Raw genomic sequence first — 17600 nt, 5'->3', positions numbered from 1 at the left:
CAATAAAACGTCTGTAACAACAAGTAAAACAGTGCATGCTGCACGATAAAAGCATAGTGCTTCTTCGAAGAAGCCCGGGTCTGAGTAGTAGGAGTGATGGATGGGGCAGGCAAGTAGTCAGGCGATAGCCGGCGGACATTCGGCGGCGAAGCCGATCGGCATGCTGGTCGCGGCGGTCGGAGTGGTTTATGGCGATATCGGCACGAGCCCGTTGTACACCCTCAAAGAAGTGTTTTCCGGTGGCTATGGCGTGCCCGTCAACCATGACGGCGTGCTGGGCATTCTGGCGCTGATCTTCTGGTCGCTGATCTGGGTCGTCTCGATCAAATACATGATGTTCGTGCTGCGTGCCGACAACCAGGGCGAAGGCGGGATCATGGCCTTGACCGCGCTGGCGCGACGAGCGGCGGGAGGGCATGCAAAATTGCGCACGCTGCTGGTGGTCTGCGGGCTGATCGGTGCGGCGCTGTTCTACGGCGACAGCATGATCACCCCGGCGATTTCCGTGCTTTCGGCGATTGAAGGGCTGGGGCTAGCCTTCGAAGGCATCGACCATTGGGTGGTGCCGCTGTCGCTCGTGGTGCTGGTGGCGCTGTTCTTGATTCAGAGCCACGGTACGGCGCGGATCGGCATTCTGTTCGGGCCGATCATGGTCACCTGGTTTCTGGTGCTCGGCGCGTTGGGCGTGTATGGCATCAGCCAGCATCCAGAAGTGTTGCAAGCGATAAACCCGGTGTGGGGCGTACGCTTCTTCATGGATCACCCAGGCATGGGCGTCACGATTCTTGGTGCCGTGGTGCTGGCGTTGACCGGTGCCGAGGCGCTGTACGCCGACATGGGCCACTTCGGTCGCAAGCCGATCGCTCGGGCCTGGTTCATCCTTGTGCTGCCCGCGCTGGTGCTGAACTACTTCGGCCAGGGCGCCTTGCTGCTCGGTGATCCGGAAGCCGCCCGCAACCCGTTCTATCTGCTGGCACCAAGCTGGGCGCTGATTCCATTGGTGGGGTTGTCGACCATGGCCACGGTGATTGCCTCGCAAGCGGTGATCTCTGGCGCATTCTCCCTGACTCGTCAGGCGATCCAGCTTGGCTACATTCCGCGCATGCACATTCAGCACACGTCGAGTGCCGAACAAGGGCAGATTTATATCGGCGCGGTGAACTGGTCGCTGATGGTCGGCGTGATCCTGCTGGTAATTGGCTTCGAGTCCTCCGGCGCCCTGGCCTCGGCCTACGGCGTGGCAGTGACCGGGACCATGCTGATGACCACGATTCTGGTGTCGGCGGTGATGCTGCTGCTGTGGAAATGGCCACCGGTTCTCGCAGTTCCGGTGTTGCTGGGCTTTTTGTTGGTAGACGGTCTGTACTTCGCCGCCAACGTGCCAAAAATCGTTCAGGGTGGTGCATTCCCGGTGATCGCCGGTATCGCACTGTTCGTCCTGATGACTACCTGGAAACGCGGCAAGCAACTGCTGGTCGATCGCCTGGACGAAGGCGGGCTGCCGCTGCCGATCTTCATCAGCAGTATCCGTGTGCAACCGCCACATCGGGTCCAGGGCACCGCTGTGTTCCTTACCGCTCGCCCGGATGCCGTGCCCCACGCGCTGTTGCACAATCTGCTGCATAACCAAGTGCTGCACGAGCAAGTGGTGTTGCTGACAGTGGTGTACGAAGACATCCCGCGCGTCCCGCCGCAACGACGTTTCGAGGTCGACTCTTACGGCGAAGGCTTCTTCCGGGTCATCCTGCACTTCGGTTTCACCGACGAGCCGGACGTGCCGCAAGCGCTGAAACTGTGTCATCTCGATGACCTGGACTTCAGCCCGATGCGCACCACGTACTTCCTCAGCCGCGAGACAGTTATCGCCTCCAAGCTCGAAGGCATGGCCCGCTGGCGCGAGGCGTTGTTCGCCTTCATGCTGAAAAACGCCAACGGCAACCTGCGCTTCTTCAATCTGCCGCTGAACCGGGTGATTGAGTTGGGTACCCAGGTCGAGATGTAAGCCCCCATGAGAAAGCCCCCGTTGCCATGAAGGTAGCGGGGGCTTTTTTGTGTCTGTGCCTTTACTTGCTTTCAGGCAACTCTTCTTCAGATTCGGTCTTTGTTCGGGCGGGTCGCGGTGTCAGTACCTTCACCACATCATCAATCACCGCCTTACTCATCGCCGTCAGGTAATGCGCGGCCCAGGCGTGGCGGTCGGTGTCTTTTGCGTAGGCTGCATCCTCGGTAAATGATCTGACGAGGAACAGCAGGTCGGAGGCTTGTGACAATGCATCAACGATGGGGACGCCGGCGCGGACGTTGAATAGCGCCTGATCCGAGCAGTAGATGAGAGGGGTGAAGCCGAGGGTTTTTAGTTCTGAAATCGCGGAAACATCAATTTTAGTCATAGTCAAAAATCCTAGTTGAGGAGCTGACTCATTCGTTTCCAAGCGAATGGGTGACAGCTGTACGCAGGTTGGAAACCGGGAACTAGGAAACCGGCACGCCCGAGGGCGTCCCACGCACAGCTGCCATAACTCATGATCACAAAAAGCGAATGCAATCATGAAAGGGCGCTGTTGCGGCTAGTATCCGACGGGTTTCCAAGCCCGATCGCTGAATGGTCAGCGACGTCCGGAGAGTATCCCGTCGAAGAAAAACGCAACAAGGCGGCAAAGTGCCCAAAAAGCGAGATTCGGAGTTTGCCTACAAGGTCTGCGGGCGTCATCCGATATTGCGATACCTTGAGTAAACGAAACTAAACGTGACGAGCGATTTTACAAGTCACTGAATTTTTGCGTTGTTGCGGCAGACGAATGAAACGGAGTTGTCACTACCCCCCAGCTGTTCGCGAATTAGCAGATGATTCGTAGGGTTTCCCAGTTAAACCTGATAAATCGAAAGGGCTTGACGGTTCGATATTTTCAATGAGGCAAGTGTCCACGTTTTATGGAATGTGGACACTCGGCGTTTCTAGCTTCATGAAGAGTCAAGACATTTTGCTTTTGTTCAAGATGGCCAGCCTGCACGCCCAGGAAGAAAATCTTTCTGGACAGATGGAATCTGAGTCGAATTCGAACATGGTTGAGGAATTGTTGAAGCCCCGGCTGATAAATTGAATGACGGCTGGTGGCGCTTCATGTTTGTACATGTAAAAAAGCCCCCGCAACCTTAAGGTTACGGGGGCTTTTTGTGTTCGGAAGCTCAGATCACTCCTGAGCCGCCGTCTCCTTCGTTTGACGCTTCACGATCGCATCCACCAACCGCTGGGCCAACGCCGGGTAGTTTTCGTCGAAGTGATGGCCGCCAGGCAGTTTCATCGCTTCGCCCACGGCGGTCTTGTCGGTGCAGCCGCTCTCGTCGACTTCTTCCTCACCGTAGATGCACACCACTTTCGCCGGCGGCAGCTTGGCCATTTCCGGGCCAGTGGCGGCTTCTTTGCCGGCGTTGCCGAGCCAGCCTTCGACTTCGATCTCGAAGCTGCCGGTGCGGGCGAAGGCCAGCAGGATGATTGCATCGACCCGCTGCTGTTCGGCTTCCGGCAGGCGGTTGTAGATGGCGGGCAGCACGTCGGCGCCGAACGAGTAGCCGGTCAGGATGAAGCGCTTGGTGCCCCATTTCTGCCGGTAGTGCTGCATCAGTTCGGTCAGGTCCAGGGCGCTTTGTTCCGGGCTCTTGTGCTGCCAGTAGTAGCGCAGGGTGTCGATGCCGACCACCGGGTAGCCGATCTTGGCCATCTCGCCGGCCACGTCGCGGTCCAGGTCGCGCCAGCCACCGTCGCCGGAGAGGAACAGGGTGACGGTGTCCTTGGCCTGACCGGCCGGCACTTCGACCACCGGGATCTGCAGGCCGCCGGCGGCTTTATCGCCACCGACGAGGGTTTTGCGCAGTTCGTTGTTCAGCACTTGCGGCAGGTTGATGTCGTAGTCGCTGATGCTGGTTTCGGCGTTGGGCTGGTCACGCACGAAGCCGGCGCTGGTGTCGTCCGGGTTGTCGTTCCAGGCCACCAGCCAGTGACCGTGGGCAGCACTTTTTGGCAACAGGTGGGTGCAGCCGGGTTTTTCCAGGGCCAGGTCAACCGAAATGGCCTGGGCCTTGTCGTCCTTCTGCTCGGACAGCCAGCGCCACGCCAGCACTGCGCCAGGGCCGATACCGCTGACCAGGGTTGCCGGGCCTTTTAGTTCTCTGAGGCCTGCTTGCAGGGCACGACTTTGCTGGATGCAGTCCTTGGGCAGAATCACCTGGACGATCTGCGCCGAGCCGCTGCGGCTCAGGGTCATCAATTGTTTATCGCTGAGCTTCTGCTCTTCATTGACCGCCACCAGCACCTGCGCGCGCGGCGTGGTGCCGGGGATGACGCGGGTCATCACGGCGCCATCGGCCGGCGTCAGCAGTTCAAGGGTCGGTTCTGGCGCCGGGCGTTTGAGGTACCAGTAACCGCCACCGACAATCAGGGCCAGCACTACCAGTGTGGCCAGTACGTACCGCAGGGAGCGTTGAATCATCAGCGTTTCACCAATCCAGTCAAGCCGCCCGCAATCAGGGCGGCAGTGTCGGCCAGGGCCACCAGCGGATCGAGTCCGGCGGGCACGGCCATATAACGGGGTTCCCAGTCAGGCTGGAACTTGTCTTTGAAGCGGCGCAAACCTTGGAAGTTATACAGCTGCTCACCACGGCGGAACACCATCGAGCCCAAGCGCTGGGTCAGTGGTGCGCCGCGCCGGGGTTGCAACCCCGACAATGGCACCATGCCCAGGCTGAAGCGCGCGTATCCATGATTTTTATAATGTTGAATCAGGCCGACCATCATGAATTCCATGGTCAGCTTAGGGGCGTCGGGGTGCGCGCGCATCAGGTCGAGGCTGGCCAGTTCATGGCCGTAGGTCTCGAGCAAGTTGGCGAACGCCACCGGGCGCCCTTCGAAACGAATCACCGCGACACGGAAGTGCTTGAGGTAGTCATCGCTGAAACGCCCGAGCGAGAAGCCTTTCTCGCGCACATTCTTGCCGGTCAGCCAGGCATCGGAAATCACCTTGAGCTCGTCCATCGGCGCTTGCCCCGGCTCATGGATCTCCAGCGACAGCCCGTCACGGGTGCCACGGTTCCAGGTGTAGCGCAGGTCCTTCATCTCTTTGCCTTTGGCTTCGAGATCGAAACGCTTGAGATCGACCCGGGCTTCTTCGCCGAGCTTGATCGCGGTCAGGCCGATGTCCATGTAGTACGGCAGGTTCTCGGCACGTACTTGATAAAACACAGGGCGAGCGTGATGGATATCGCACAGGTCACGGAACTGCCAGATCATTTCCGCCCGTTGCTGGGTCGGGCCGATCGGGTCATACAGCGCTACCAGGCTGCGGCCACGGCGGGCGTACATCAGGAACGCCTCATCGTTGGGGTGAAACAGCAGCGCTTTGTCACCGGTCAGGGCCAAGCCGCCATCCGGTTGGGAGGAGGCCATGAGGATATTAGCCGCGCGCTCCAGCTCATCGGAGGTTGGCAGGTGGATTATCGGACGCGCGGTGCGCAGCAGCCACGTCAGGGACACCACCACCAGCAGCACAGCGGCACCCAGCAACGAACGCAAACCTCGCGGGGCATCGGCGTCGAGGGTGAACTGCCACCAGAGCTGATGGCTGTACGGAACGTCCTGATAGGCGAACAGCAGCAACCAGATTGATGCGCCGAGTACGCAAAGACTCGACACCAGATACAGCGGCGAAAACGGCAGCTCGGTCAGGCGGCTGGGGCGGTAGAACGAACGCCGGAAAACCCCCAGCAAACTTGCTGTCAGGGTCATCAGGCTGGCTTCTTCCCAATCGAAGCCTTTGAGCAGAGAGAGCACGGCGCCGACCAACAACAGAATGGTGGTCAGCATCCACGCGGCCGACAGGCGGCGACGCAAGCCCTGGGCCAGCAGCAGGCAGAGAACCCCCACCAGGCTGGCGCCGAAGTGCGAGGCGTCGACCAGTCGATGCGGGATCAGAAAACCGATGTGTTCAAGGCGCGTATCGATCTCCGGCGTTACGCCAGAGAACAGCAACACTACACCGGACAGGAACACCAGCACCGCCAGAATCGGCGCGGCCAGGCCTGAGGCGGCGCGTAGCGTCTGGCGTGTCTGAAACAGGCGCTGGCCTTCGTTGATCAGCAGCAGTACGCAAGCCACCAGCAGCGGCAAGATCACGTAGATCAGGCGGTAGAGCAGCAGGGCGGCAGCCAGTGGCGCGGCACCGAGCTTGTCGGCGAAGGCCGCCAGCAAAATCGCTTCGAACACCCCGACACCGCCGGGTACATGGCTGAGCACGCCAGCGGCCAAGGCCAATAGATAGACCAGCAGGAACGCACCGAAGGGCGGCGCTTCGGGCAGCAACAGATAGAGCACTGTCGCGGCGGCGGCCACGTCCAGGGCGGTGATGACCAGTTGCAGGAAGGTCAGGCGGCGGCCCGGCAGGCGCAAGGTGCGGCGGCCGACCTTGACCAGCAGGTTGTCCGGGTAAGGCTGTTCCGGCAAGCGCCGGCGGTAGATGCCGATCGCCAGTACCGTGGCGAGCAGCAGCACGGCCACTGCAATCGCACCCAGCAACGTCTCGGAGAAACCCAGGGCCAGCGAGGCGGCGGGCAGGTTGCTGAGGGTGGCGAGGGCGGCCAGGGGCGGGAGGGCGCAGCCGAGCGAGAGGCTGGCAAACAGCGTCATGTGCGCGACTTCCGAAGCCCCCACGCCATGCCGTGCATATAGACGGTAGCGAACCGAGCCCCCCGACAGCAGCGACAGACCGATGGCATTGCCGATGGCGAAGGCGGTGAAGCCCCCCAGCGCCACGACTCGCGGCGCCAGCGTCACGCCGGCATAACGGCTGGCCGACCATTCGTAACCCAGCAGAATGATGAAGCCGACGACGGTCGCGCCCAGTGCTCCCAGCAAGGCGGGTCTCGGCACTTCCAGGATCGAGTCGTGCAGCGCGTACAGATCGAGTTCGCTCAGCAGGTGACGACAGGCAATCAGCGCGATGGCGAACAGCAGCAAAGTGACCGCCAGACCGATGGGTTGACGGTATTTGCTGATTCGATCCAGCAAGCGCAGACGCTCGGCTTTGATCGGTTGTGTCGCTGTGACGGTGTCTTGTGGATCAGACGAGTTGGCGCGCATCAATCACCTCTTGGATTGTGCGCGACAGGATGGGGGTATCCAGCCAAGTTACCAATCCCTGTAGAAAAAAATAATCACAAATATTAACGCGTCTCACCGGGTATCGGCGATGGCGCATCACCAGTCGTCGAGGGTTTTCCTTGCGGTTCAGCCTAGGTCTGAACTCACAGTCTGGCGACCCTGAACGGCTCACTGCACAGTGACAGATCATTGTTGCGAAAGGACTTTTTCAACAGATACAAAAAAGGCCACTCTTTCGAGTAGCCTTTTTTGATGTTTGGTTGCGGGAGCCGGATTTGAACCGACGACCTTCGGGTTATGAGCCCGACGAGCTACCAGACTGCTCCATCCCGCGTCTGTGTGGCGGCATTCTACAGGCGAATGCCGGAGTGTCAACCGTTAATCCAAGTATGGGTCAAATAAACAAGAATCAGCGCTGAACGGTCGCCGAGGAACGCTAAGTTTCGGAATCAGAAGGATTTCTCGTTTCTGCTCGGTAAGGCATGAAACGCTGATTTTTTATAAAATAGGCGCGCACAAAAAAGGCCACTCTTTCGAGTAGCCTTTTTCGATGTTTGGTTGCGGGAGCCGGATTTGAACCGACGACCTTCGGGTTATGAGCCCGACGAGCTACCAGACTGCTCCATCCCGCGTCTGTGTGTCGGCATTCTACAGAGGATCGCCGGGCTGTCAACCTTCAATCTCGGTAAAATCTGTTCCTGTTCAATCGCTTAGGTGAAAAAGTGGGGTGTGGATCGGGCTGAAACGCAGGCAGGGCAAGGCTTTCGGCTCTATCGGTAGGTGGCTTTCGATTGAGAAAATAAATTCCTCCAGTACTTTTCCTACCGCTTGAAAAGAAGATTCAGACTACTGGTGCTATATACAGGTGTCAGTGAGATACTGCCGGTACGACACGCCGATACTTCATTTCTTCGCCATGAACACCGCTTTTATATGACGCAGCGAAAAATCATCCACGTCGATTGTGACTGCTTCTACGCCGCCATCGAGATGCGTGACGACCCGCGCCTGGCTGGTAAGCCTTTGGCGGTGGGCGGCTCGGCGGATCGGCGTGGGGTGATTGCTACCTGTAACTATGAAGCGCGGGCGTATGGCGTGCGCTCGGCCATGTCTTCCGGACATGCCTTGAAACTGTGTCCGGACCTGACCATCGTCAAGCCGCGCATGGAAGCCTATAGAGAAGCGTCGAAGGAAATTCATACGATCTTTCGCGATTACACCGACCTGATCGAGCCGCTGTCCCTGGACGAGGCGTATCTCGACGTGTCGGACAGTGCGCATTTTGGCGGCAGCGCCACGCGAATCGCCCAGGACATTCGTCGCCGGGTGTCCAATCAGTTGCACATCACCGTGTCGGCCGGCGTGGCGCCGAACAAGTTTCTTGCCAAGATCGCCAGCGACTGGAAGAAGCCCAATGGCTTGTTCGTGATCACGCCTGATCAGGTGGAAGACTTTGTCAGCGGCTTGCCGGTGAGCAAGTTGCACGGTGTTGGCAAAGTGACCGCTGACAAACTGGGCAAGCTCGGCATCGTCGATTGCGCGCAATTACGCGAGTGGAACAAATTGGCGTTGGTGCGTGAATTCGGCAGCTTCGGCGAGCGACTCTGGAGCCTGGCCCGTGGGATCGATGAGCGGTTGGTGCACAACGACAGTCGTCGGCAGTCGATCAGCGTTGAAAACACCTATGACGTGGACCTGCCGGATCTGGTGAGTTGCCTGGATAAGTTGCCCGAATTGCTGGAGTCCCTGAATGGCCGCATGGCGCGGATCGACAGCAGTTATCGTCCGGGCAAGCCGTTCGTCAAAGTGAAATTCCACGATTTTACCCAGACTACGTTGGAGCAGGCCGGGGCAGGGCGGGATCTGGGGAGTTATCAGCTGTTGCTGACCCAGGCCTTCAATCGCGGCGGGAAACCGGTGCGGTTGTTGGGGATTGGGGTGAGGCTGGAAGATTTGCGGGGCGGGTTTGAGCAGTTGGAGTTGTTTGATCGGTGAGATTTAAAAGCAAAAGATCGCAGCCTTCGGCAGCTCCTACGCGCCTGTGGGCGCTGCCGAAGGCTGCGATCTTTTAATGGGGCTTAATTCGCCCCCGGATCCGCCACCAGTCGCCCGGCATCCTTGGTCAGTGACTTGAGGAACTCAGCCTGCAACTCGGGATCGTTGCGGGTCAGTTCGATCAGGCTCTGTTCCAGTTCGCTGGCCTCTTCTTCCAGACCCAGTTCCGACAGACGTTTGACCCGGTGCACCCACTGGCTCACTTCGTCGTCTTCGAGGTCGTCGTAAATCAGCTCATGCGCTTCGAGCAGCTTGCCGCGCAAGTTGTTGCTGATCGCCAGGGACGAGTCGGTGTGCACATCGTCCTTGTTGTCCTCGACACTGATCTGCAGCTTGCCCAGATGATTGAGGTCATGTTCGGCGAACGGGCTGTCCAGCAGGTTCAGGCGCAACACACCGTTGCGGTCGGTGTTCAGCTCGAACGTGTCCTTGCCGGCCTTGACCTGCACCGGACGCTCGCTCCAGGGCAGGCTCGAGTATTCCGTGCGCTTGTCACGCTGGACTTCGTCGATGCCCGCCAGGTTCTGCTGCGCGCGACCGTGAGACTGCACGTTCATGAACGGGTTGAGCCCGGCAAAACCATAGCTGAGCCAATCCTTCGTCACGCTGTCCGGCAGATTACCGAGGGCGAACACGTTGACCACGTTCGCACCGACGCCGGCCACTACGGCCACCGCCCCCAGCGGGATCTCATAGATCTCCCTCCAGGGTTGGTAAGGCGTGTAACGGTCATAGTGGCGTGTGACTTCGAATTCGGTGACTTCGAAGGTCTTCTGCTCGTGGATTTTCACCCGGCGTTGCGGCAGCTCCAGCACTTTGGGTTCGCCGACATCGATCTGCAGGCTGTGATCGAGCAACTTCCGCTCGACCCGCTCCTCGTGTTCGCTGCGTTGTGACATGTGATTGGCACAGCCGCTGACCAACAGGGTGCCGCACAGGGCGGCACCACCGAGGCCTAAGGTGTTTCGCTTGAACATGACGTCTCTATCTGGTGTCAGCGGCGGATACGGGCCTGGAGGAAAGACAGCACGTCAGCAACCGGCAGCGCTTGCGCCTCGGCTTCGGTGCGGCTCTTGTATTCCAGATTGCCGTCGGCGAGGCCGCGGTCACTGACCACGATCCGGTGTGGAATGCCGATCAGCTCCATGTCCGCGAACTTGATGCCCGGGCTGGTTTTCTTGTCGCGGTCGTCCAGCAGCACGTCGAAGCCGGCGGCAGTCAGTTCTGCGTAGAGCTTGTCGGTGGCTTCGCGAACCTGTTCGGTTTCGTAGCGCAGCGGTACCAGAGCAATCTGGAACGGGGCCAGAGCATCGCTCCAGATGATCCCGTTCTCGTCGTTGTTCTGTTCGATGGCGGCAGCTACTACGCGGGATACACCAATGCCGTAGCAGCCCATTTCCAGGGTCACCGGTTTACCGTTCTCGCCCAGCACTTCGCACTTCATCGCTTTGCTGTACTTGTTGCCCAGCTGGAAGATGTGCCCGACTTCGATGCCGCGCTTGATTTCCAGGGTGCCTTTGCCGTCAGGGCTCGGGTCGCCAGCGACAACGTTGCGCAGGTCGGCAACGGTCGGAACCGGCAGATCGCGCTCCCAGTTCACGCCAAAGTAGTGCTTGTCGTCGATGTTGGCACCAATGCCGAAGTCGCTCATCAGCTCGACGGAACGGTCGATGATGATCGGCAGCGGCAGGTTCAGCGGGCCGAGGGAACCGGCACCGGCGCCAATGGCGTCGCGCAGTTCGGCTTCGGAAGCCATGACCAGCGGGCTGGCAACGCCAGGCTGGTTGGCGGCCTTGATTTCGTTCAGTTCGTGGTCGCCACGGATGATCAGGGCAATCAGCTTGCCTTTCTCTTCAGCGTGCACCACCAGGGTCTTGATGGTTTTTTCGATCGGCAGGTCGAAGCCTTCGACCAGTTGCGCAATGGTCTTGGCGTTCGGCGTGTCGACCAGGCGCAGCTCTTCGGCAGGCAGCGGGCGAGAGGTTTCCCGCGGTACGGCTTCGGCTTTCTCGATGTTCGCGGCGTAGTCGGAACCGTTGCTGAAGACGATGTCGTCTTCGCCGGATTCAGCCAGCACGTGGAACTCGTGGGAACCGGCGCCACCGATGGAGCCGTTGTCGGCTTCAACCGGACGGAATTTCAGGCCCAGGCGGGTGAACACGTTGCAGTACGCCTGGTGCATGCGGTCGTAGGTGACCTGCAGCGATGCCTGGTCGGCGTGGAACGAGTAGGCGTCCTTCATGATGAATTCGCGGCCACGCATCAAACCGAAGCGTGGGCGGATTTCGTCACGGAATTTGGTCTGGATCTGATACAGGTTGATCGGCAGCTGTTTGTAGCTGCTCAACTCGTTGCGCATCAGGTCGGTGATGACCTCTTCGTGAGTCGGGCCGGCGCAGAAGTCGCGACCGTGGCGATCCTTGAAGCGCAGCAATTCAGGGCCGTATTCTTCCCAGCGACCCGATTCCTGCCACAGCTCAGCCGGTTGAGTGCTCGGCATCAACACTTCGAGAGAACCGGCGGCGTTCATTTCTTCACGCACGATGGCTTCGACCTTGCGCATCACTCGCAAGCCCATCGGCAGCCAGGTGTACAGGCCCGAGGCGAGTTTGCGGATCATGCCGGCGCGCAGCATCAGCTGATGGCTGATGACGACCGCGTCGGAAGGCGTTTCTTTCTGTGTGGCGAGCAAAAATTGACTGGTGCGCATGGTTGGCCGTTGTCGGTTGCTGATAACGAGAAGTAATGGGGCATTGTACGGGCGAGATCTGCTGGCGTACAGGCGTGCGGCCGGCTGTGTGGCTGGAGGGCGAGAATCTGCTCGCCCTCTGCGACCTGTATCAAAGAGGCTGCGATTCTTCCGTGACCGGGGTCTGAGCCGGTTCAGGCGTCGGGGTCGGACCGGCACGGCGGTTTTCCTGGAACCAGTGCAAGGCGATCAACAGCAGCGTCGGAACGCCCAGCAGGGCAGTGATCAGGAAGAAGTTGTGGTAGCCGAATTTTTCCACCATGACCCCTGAATAGCCGCCGATCAGGCGCGGCAACAAGAGCATGATCGAGCTGAGCAGGGCGTACTGGGTCGCGGAGAATTTGAGGTTGGTCAGGCTCGACAGGTAAGCGACGAACGCCGAAGTCGCCAGGCCCGAGCTGAAGTTGTCCAGGGAAATGGTGACGATCAGCATCTGCAGATTGGCGCCCATGTCCGTGAGCATCAGGAACAGCAGGTTAGTGGCCGCCGATGCGGCACCGCCGATGAACAGAATGGGCAGAATGCCGAAGCGCACGATGAGCAGGCCGCCCATGCCGGCGCCGACCAGCGTCATGATCAGGCCGAAAATCTTGCTGACGCTGGCGATCTGATCCTTGGTGAACCCTTGGTCGATGTAGAACACGTTGGCCATCACACCCATGACCGTGTCGGACATCCGGTAGGTGGCGATCAGCCCGAGCAGCAACAGGGCTTGCCAGCGGTAACGCAGAATGAAGTCGTTGACCGGTGTCAGCACCGGCGCCAGGCCACGGCGGCCCATGGCCGACAAGCACAGGGCGGTGAGCGTGGTATAGAGGATTGCCCGCAGGAATGCGCGGTCTTCGAGCAACAGGTCGAGCAGGCTGACACCGTTGAACAGTACGCTGGCGAAGTCGGTGTTGTAGAACTGGGTGAACATGGCCGGTACGGACACCAGCAGTACGATCAGCACGAACACCGACGCCAGCTGGTGCACGAAGCTGTAGCGTCCGGCTTGAAGCTGAGTGCGCAGTGGCACCGGCGGTTCGCGCATGAAGAGGGAGGTCAGCAGCGCCGGGATCATCAAGATGCCGAACAGCAGATAGGTGCCAGTCCACGCCGCATGTTTGTAGTTGAAACCGGTGGAGCCGAAGCCTTCGGCAAAAAACAGCGCACCCGCCGTTGCCAGCAGGGCCGCGACCCGATAACCGGCCATGTAGCTGGCCGCCAGTGCAGCCTGGCGGGTATCGTCGACGATTTCCAGGCGATAGGCGTCGATGGCAATGTCTTGCGTTGCCGAAGCAAAGGCGACTACCACCGCGATGGCGATCAGCCAGGACAGGTGTTTTTGCGGGTCGCAGAAACCCATGCCGATCAGGCCGAGGATCACCAGTGCCTGAGCCAGCACCAGCCAGGAGCGTCGTCGGCCAAGTTTGCCGAGCAGTGGCAGGCGCCATTGGTCGAGCAGCGGGGACCAGACCCATTTAAAGGCGTAGGCCAGGCCGATCAGGCTTGCATAGCCGATGGTTTCGCGGGCAACACCGGCCTCGCGCAGCCAGACTGAAAGCGTCGAAAACACCAGCATGTAGGGCAGGCCGGCGGCGAAACCAAGCAGCAACAGCACGAGCGTCGAGGGGCTGGCATAGGCGGCGAGCGCGGCGCGCCAGGTTTTACGGGGCATGGGCTGGAGTCTGCCTCAAGAATTACGGAAACAAAGCGCGCACTCTAACCGCTGTGCTCTACCGGGCGCCAGCCATGGCGCTGAATATCCACACGATTGTTCAGAACACTGATGCCTTCCATGCGCAATCGGGCCCGCTGTTCATCTCCCGAAGGGCTGCCTGCGGGCAGACTGATCCGACCACCGGCACCCAGCACACGATGCCAGGGCAATTTAGTGTCACCGGGCAGTTGGCTCAATGTTCGCCCGACCCAGCGGGCGGCGCGACCCAGTCCCGCCAGCTCGGCGAGCTGACCGTAACTCACGACTTTGCCCTCGGGCACTTGTGCCAGGGTCAAGTAGAGCGCCGTGCGTCGGATTTGCGCCGCGCTTTCGGTTTCAGCGGTTGAGTCGGTCACGTCCGGGGTTCCTGAAAAAAATGCGCATTGACCGTCTGTAGAGTAAATCCTTGATTGTCAGTTGAGAAATGAACTCAATAGAAATAGTCGGGTCAGTCCTTGCCAGGGCCTTATTTCCAAGAATAATGCCGACTTTTTTTCGCAAAGTTGAGCCTTTGATTCGCTTATGTTGTCCAGAACCTTGCTGTGCCTCGCTGTCGTCAGTGCTTCCACTCCCTTGCTCGCCGATACGGTCTGGTTGAAGAACGGTGACAAGCTGAGCGGCAAGATCACCCTCTTCGATGGCGGCAAGCTGTTGATCCAGACCGCGTATGCCGGTGCGGTCCCGATTGACTGGAAAGAGGTCAAAACCCTGGAAAGCGATCAGCAATTGCTGGTCAAGCAGGATGCCTACACCGGCGAAAAGGCCAAGTCGCTGCACGCGGCAGAGGACGGCAAGGTCACGCTGGCCAATGGCGAGACGCCCAAGACCGTGGAACTGGCCAGTATTCAGCAGATCCTCAAGCCCAAACCGGTGGTCGAGGATTTGGTGTTTAAAGGTAACGTCGACCTGGCGCTGGATTATCAGCGTGCAGAAAAAGATACCGATGATTACGACGTCGGCTTCAAAACCACCGCGCGTCACGGTCGGTGGCGTCATACGGCGGAAGGTGAGTACAACCGCGAGTTTCAGGATGACGTGGTTACCACTGATAACTGGCGTGCCGAGTATTCTCTCGACCGCTTCCTCACCGAGAAGTGGTTCTGGCAGGGGCGTTTGAATTACAAGCGCGACAAGGTCGAAGAGCTCTCCCGTCAGCGCACCGTCGGTACCGGCCCTGGTTATCAATTCTGGGATGACGAACTGGGTGCCTTCTCCCTGGGCTCGCTCCTCAACCGTACGGACTACGAATTTTCCGATGGCGGAAAGCAAAACTTCTATTCCCTGGCCGTGAAGTGGGACTACAACCGCTACCTGATTGGCAAGAAGGTCGAGTTCTTCACCAAAGGCGAAGTGGGCAAGCCGCTGTCGGGTGTCGCCGATTACGCACTCGATACCGAGGCCGGCCTGCGCTACAAAGTCACCGACTGGGCGTCGCTGAACCTGAAGGCCGAGAAAGACATCATCAGTGGTACTGACAATGCGGACCTGAACAAGACCCGATATACCGCAGGGTTTGGCGTGGCCTGGTAACACGCTCGAAGATCAAAAGATCGCAGCTTTCGGCAGCTCCGCACTTGTGGGCGCCGCCGAAGGCTGCGATTTTTTGTTGCCACACAAAACACACAGGCACAAAAAAGCCCCGCTTTTAAGGGCGGGGCCTTTTACTAAAGCAAGTACAAGTTAGATAACTTGAACTTCTTCAGCTTGCATGCCTTTCTGACCGCGGGTAGCGATGAAAGAAACCTGTTGGCCTTCTTTCAGGCTTTTGAAGCCGTCGGATTGGATAGCTTTGAAGTGAACGAACAGGTCGTCACCGGATTGTGGAGTGATGAAGCCGAAGCCTTTTTCATCGTTGAACCACTTAACGGTACCGGTTTGGCGATTAGACATGGTGTAACTCCTTGAACAAAGATAACTGCGACTCAGGAAGAACCCTGGCCGAGACTGAGTGCAAAGAGCAGGAAAAATTCTTGTAGATGGTTGGATCGAAATTCAACATATCGTGTAGAGATTCTCAGTGACACAAGCAGCACAGTGGCGCCACCTTAACCCTTTTTCCGGAACGTGCCAATGGTTCTTGCGAAGGTTTCTCTTTTTTAATGACTGACGGTTAATAACATGGCGGTGAGGCCCCGGAATTCACGGGGAAACGGCGAGAATTGTCTCCCGGACTTTGAACCCGAGCGACTGCCCGGTAAGATGCCGGACAGAATTTTTCCACCTCGCTATTCAGGACTCCCGCCATGAGCATCAAATCGGACAAGTGGATTCGCCGCATGGCGCAAGAGCACGGCATGATCGAGCCCTTCGTGGAGCGTCAGGTGCGCGGCAGTGACGACAGTCGTGTGATCTCCTATGGTGTGTCGAGCTACGGCTACGATGTGCGTTGCACCAATCATTTCAAGGTGTTCACCAACATCAATTCGGCCATCGTCGATCCGAAAAACTTCGACGCTGGCAGCTTCGTCGACATCCACAGCGACGTGTGCATCATCCCGCCAAACTCCTTCGCCCTGGCCAGTACCGTCGAATACTTCCGCATTCCGCGCAACGTATTGACCATCTGTCTGGGCAAGAGCACCTACGCCCGCTGCGGCATCATCGTCAACGTGACCCCGCTCGAGCCCGAGTGGGAAGGCCATGTGACCCTGGAGTTCTCGAACACCACCAACCTGCCGGCGAAGATCTACGCCAACGAAGGCGTGGCGCAGATGCTGTTCCTCGAGTCCGACGAGGAATGTGAAGTGTCCTACAAGGACCGTGGCGGCAAGTATCAGGGCCAACGTGGCGTGACCCTGCCGCGTACCTGAGTCAACCGTCTGACAAACCGTTGGAATTCCTGGGCGGGCGTACACTCTATGGGGTGTACTGCTCCGATTCGCGCAAGGCGGATCGGGCCATCGCTCAGGAGTGCTTCATGAAGATCGATCCGCGAATAAGTGCCGAACTGGCAAGGCTCGAGCCCAATCAGGTTGGCGTGCTGGCCTGGTCCTTGTTGGCGCATCCGCCAGTCAGCATGGCAGGGGGCATCCCCCATCAGCCTGATCCCGACAGCCCCAATGAAGATCCGACAGAACCTGGAGAGCCCACCCTGCCGGATGAGCCACCTCCCGCGCCTGTGGTCTGATACCCGCTTTTGTGGGGGCGAGCATCGCTCGCTCCCACGGGAAGGTGGCGTTTTACTTGAGGTTGCCGCTCAAAAACTGCTTCAACCGCTCACTCTTCGGATTGCCCAGCACGTCTTCCGGCGCGCCTTCTTCTTCCACCAGCCCCTGATGCAGGAACAGCACCTGGCTCGACACTTTGCGGGCGAAGCTCATTTCATGGGTGACCATGATCATGGTCCGGCCTTCCTCGGCCAGGCCCTGAATTACCTTGAGTACTTCGCCTACCAGTTCCGGGTCGAGTGCCGAGGTTGGTTCGTCGAACAGCATGACTTCCGGTTCCATGGCCAGTGCGCGGGCAATGGCTACCCGTTGTTGCTGGCCGCCCGACAGGAACGCCGGGTACTGATCCGCCACACGCGCCGCCAGGCCAACCTTGTCGAGGTAACGTCGGGCACGGTCTTCGGCTTCTGCCTTGCTGCAACCGAGCACCCGCCGCGGGGCCATGGTGATGTTTTCCAGCACCGTCATGTGGCTCCACAGGTTGAAGTGCTGGAACACCATGGCCAGGCGGGTGCGGATCCGTTGCAGTTCATGCGGGTCGGCCACATGGATGCCGTGACGGTCCTTGACCATGCTGATGTTCTGGCCGTCCAGGCTCATGGTGCCGTCGTTGGGCTGTTCGAGAAAGTTGATGCAGCGTAAAAAGGTGCTTTTGCCCGAGCCGCTGGCGCCGATCAGGCTGATGACGTCGCCGGTTTTGGCCTTGAGCGAAACGCCTTTGAGCACCTGATGATCGCCATAGCTTTTATGCAGGCCTTCGATGGTCAGTTTGTACAT

The 17600-nt window shown here is 59.1% G+C and carries 14 protein-coding genes, 2 tRNA genes and 1 pseudogene; 6 read left to right on the top strand and 11 right to left on the bottom strand.

The genetic code is table 11. The features are described 5' to 3' along the window. Positions 1 to 100: 100 nt before the first annotated feature. On the top strand, positions 101 to 2002 hold the full coding sequence (locus tag LOY36_RS22340) for a potassium transporter Kup (protein ID WP_258671019.1): 1902 nt from the start codon (positions 101 to 103) through the stop codon (positions 2000 to 2002). 61 nt (positions 2003 to 2063) lie between these two features. Here the strand turns inward: LOY36_RS22340 and LOY36_RS22335 are convergent, their stop codons facing one another. Then, positions 2064 to 2390 carry a DUF3077 domain-containing protein gene (locus tag LOY36_RS22335; RefSeq protein ID WP_064619972.1) on the bottom strand — a complete coding sequence of 109 codons (327 nt, stop codon included), beginning with the start codon at positions 2388 to 2390 and terminating at the stop codon, positions 2064 to 2066. A 546-nt stretch (positions 2391 to 2936) separates the two neighbouring features. Here LOY36_RS22335 and LOY36_RS22330 point away from each other — a divergent pair. Continuing rightward, positions 2937 to 3086: pseudogene (locus LOY36_RS22330) on the top strand (MarR family transcriptional regulator); the annotation flags it as partial. Positions 3087 to 3191: 105 nt separating this feature from the next. Here LOY36_RS22330 and LOY36_RS22325 read toward each other — a convergent pair. From LOY36_RS22325 to LOY36_RS22310, 4 genes are all read right to left on the bottom strand, one after another. Then, positions 3192 to 4487, bottom strand: coding sequence for a virulence factor family protein (locus tag LOY36_RS22325; protein WP_019580974.1), 1296 nt, complete (start codon positions 4485 to 4487; stop codon positions 3192 to 3194). Continuing rightward, complete coding sequence (gene mprF, locus LOY36_RS22320) at positions 4487 to 7129, bottom strand: bifunctional lysylphosphatidylglycerol flippase/synthetase MprF (RefSeq protein ID WP_258671018.1); 2643 nt, start codon at positions 7127 to 7129, stop codon at positions 4487 to 4489. The genes LOY36_RS22325 and mprF overlap by 1 nt, the downstream gene beginning before the upstream one ends. 278 nt (positions 7130 to 7407) lie before the next feature. Next, positions 7408 to 7484: transfer RNA gene (locus tag LOY36_RS22315), tRNA-Met, on the bottom strand. Positions 7485 to 7705: 221 nt separating this feature from the next. Further along, positions 7706 to 7782, bottom strand: a tRNA-Met gene (locus LOY36_RS22310). A gap of 301 nt (positions 7783 to 8083) precedes the next feature. On the opposite strand from LOY36_RS22310, the gene dinB reads away from it, so the two are divergent. Continuing rightward, positions 8084 to 9145, top strand: coding sequence for a DNA polymerase IV (gene dinB, locus LOY36_RS22305; RefSeq protein WP_258671017.1), 1062 nt, complete (start codon positions 8084 to 8086; stop codon positions 9143 to 9145). Between the two features lie 83 nt (positions 9146 to 9228). Here the strand turns inward: dinB and LOY36_RS22300 are convergent, their stop codons facing one another. The 4 genes from LOY36_RS22300 to LOY36_RS22285 form a co-directional block, all read right to left on the bottom strand. Then, on the bottom strand, positions 9229 to 10182 hold the full coding sequence (locus LOY36_RS22300) for a hypothetical protein (protein WP_019647858.1): 954 nt from the start codon (positions 10180 to 10182) through the stop codon (positions 9229 to 9231). 17 nt (positions 10183 to 10199) lie between these two features. After that, positions 10200 to 11915 carry a proline--tRNA ligase gene (locus LOY36_RS22295; protein WP_258671016.1) on the bottom strand — a complete coding sequence of 572 codons (1716 nt, stop codon included), beginning with the start codon at positions 11913 to 11915 and terminating at the stop codon, positions 10200 to 10202. A gap of 130 nt (positions 11916 to 12045) precedes the next feature. Then, on the bottom strand, positions 12046 to 13614 hold the full coding sequence (locus LOY36_RS22290) for an AmpG family muropeptide MFS transporter (RefSeq protein ID WP_096479615.1): 1569 nt from the start codon (positions 13612 to 13614) through the stop codon (positions 12046 to 12048). 44 nt (positions 13615 to 13658) lie between these two features. Next, positions 13659 to 14012, bottom strand: coding sequence for an MGMT family protein (locus LOY36_RS22285; protein ID WP_018926938.1), 354 nt, complete (start codon positions 14010 to 14012; stop codon positions 13659 to 13661). Positions 14013 to 14178: 166 nt separating this feature from the next. Here LOY36_RS22285 and LOY36_RS22280 point away from each other — a divergent pair, with 166 nt between their 5' ends. Further along, a complete protein-coding gene (locus tag LOY36_RS22280) occupies positions 14179 to 15186 on the top strand; it encodes a DUF481 domain-containing protein (RefSeq protein ID WP_258671015.1) in 1008 nt (335 codons plus the stop codon). A gap of 150 nt (positions 15187 to 15336) precedes the next feature. On the opposite strand, the gene LOY36_RS22275 is transcribed toward LOY36_RS22280, so the two are convergent. After that, positions 15337 to 15546: a cold-shock protein gene (locus tag LOY36_RS22275; RefSeq protein ID WP_002554837.1), complete on the bottom strand. Its 210-nt coding sequence runs from the start codon at positions 15544 to 15546 to the stop codon at positions 15337 to 15339. Positions 15547 to 15899: 353 nt separating this feature from the next. Here LOY36_RS22275 and dcd point away from each other — a divergent pair, with 353 nt between their 5' ends. Next, entirely contained in the window at positions 15900 to 16466 is a 567-nt protein-coding gene (gene dcd, locus LOY36_RS22270) for a dCTP deaminase (RefSeq protein ID WP_007904652.1), read from the top strand. Positions 16467 to 16573: 107 nt separating this feature from the next. Continuing rightward, positions 16574 to 16783, top strand: a complete 210-nt coding sequence (locus LOY36_RS22265) for a hypothetical protein (RefSeq protein ID WP_019647862.1) — start codon at positions 16574 to 16576, stop codon at positions 16781 to 16783. A gap of 52 nt (positions 16784 to 16835) precedes the next feature. Here the strand turns inward: LOY36_RS22265 and LOY36_RS22260 are convergent, their stop codons facing one another. Continuing rightward, positions 16836 to 17600: an ABC transporter ATP-binding protein gene (locus LOY36_RS22260; RefSeq protein WP_258671014.1), complete on the bottom strand. Its 765-nt coding sequence runs from the start codon at positions 17598 to 17600 to the stop codon at positions 16836 to 16838.

It is taken from the genome of Pseudomonas sp. B21-019 (assembly GCF_024749225.1).
GTDB lineage: Bacteria > Pseudomonadota > Gammaproteobacteria > Pseudomonadales > Pseudomonadaceae > Aquipseudomonas.
The sequence above is the reverse complement of the archived record's forward strand: the minus strand, read 5'-3'. Positions and strand labels throughout refer to the sequence as shown.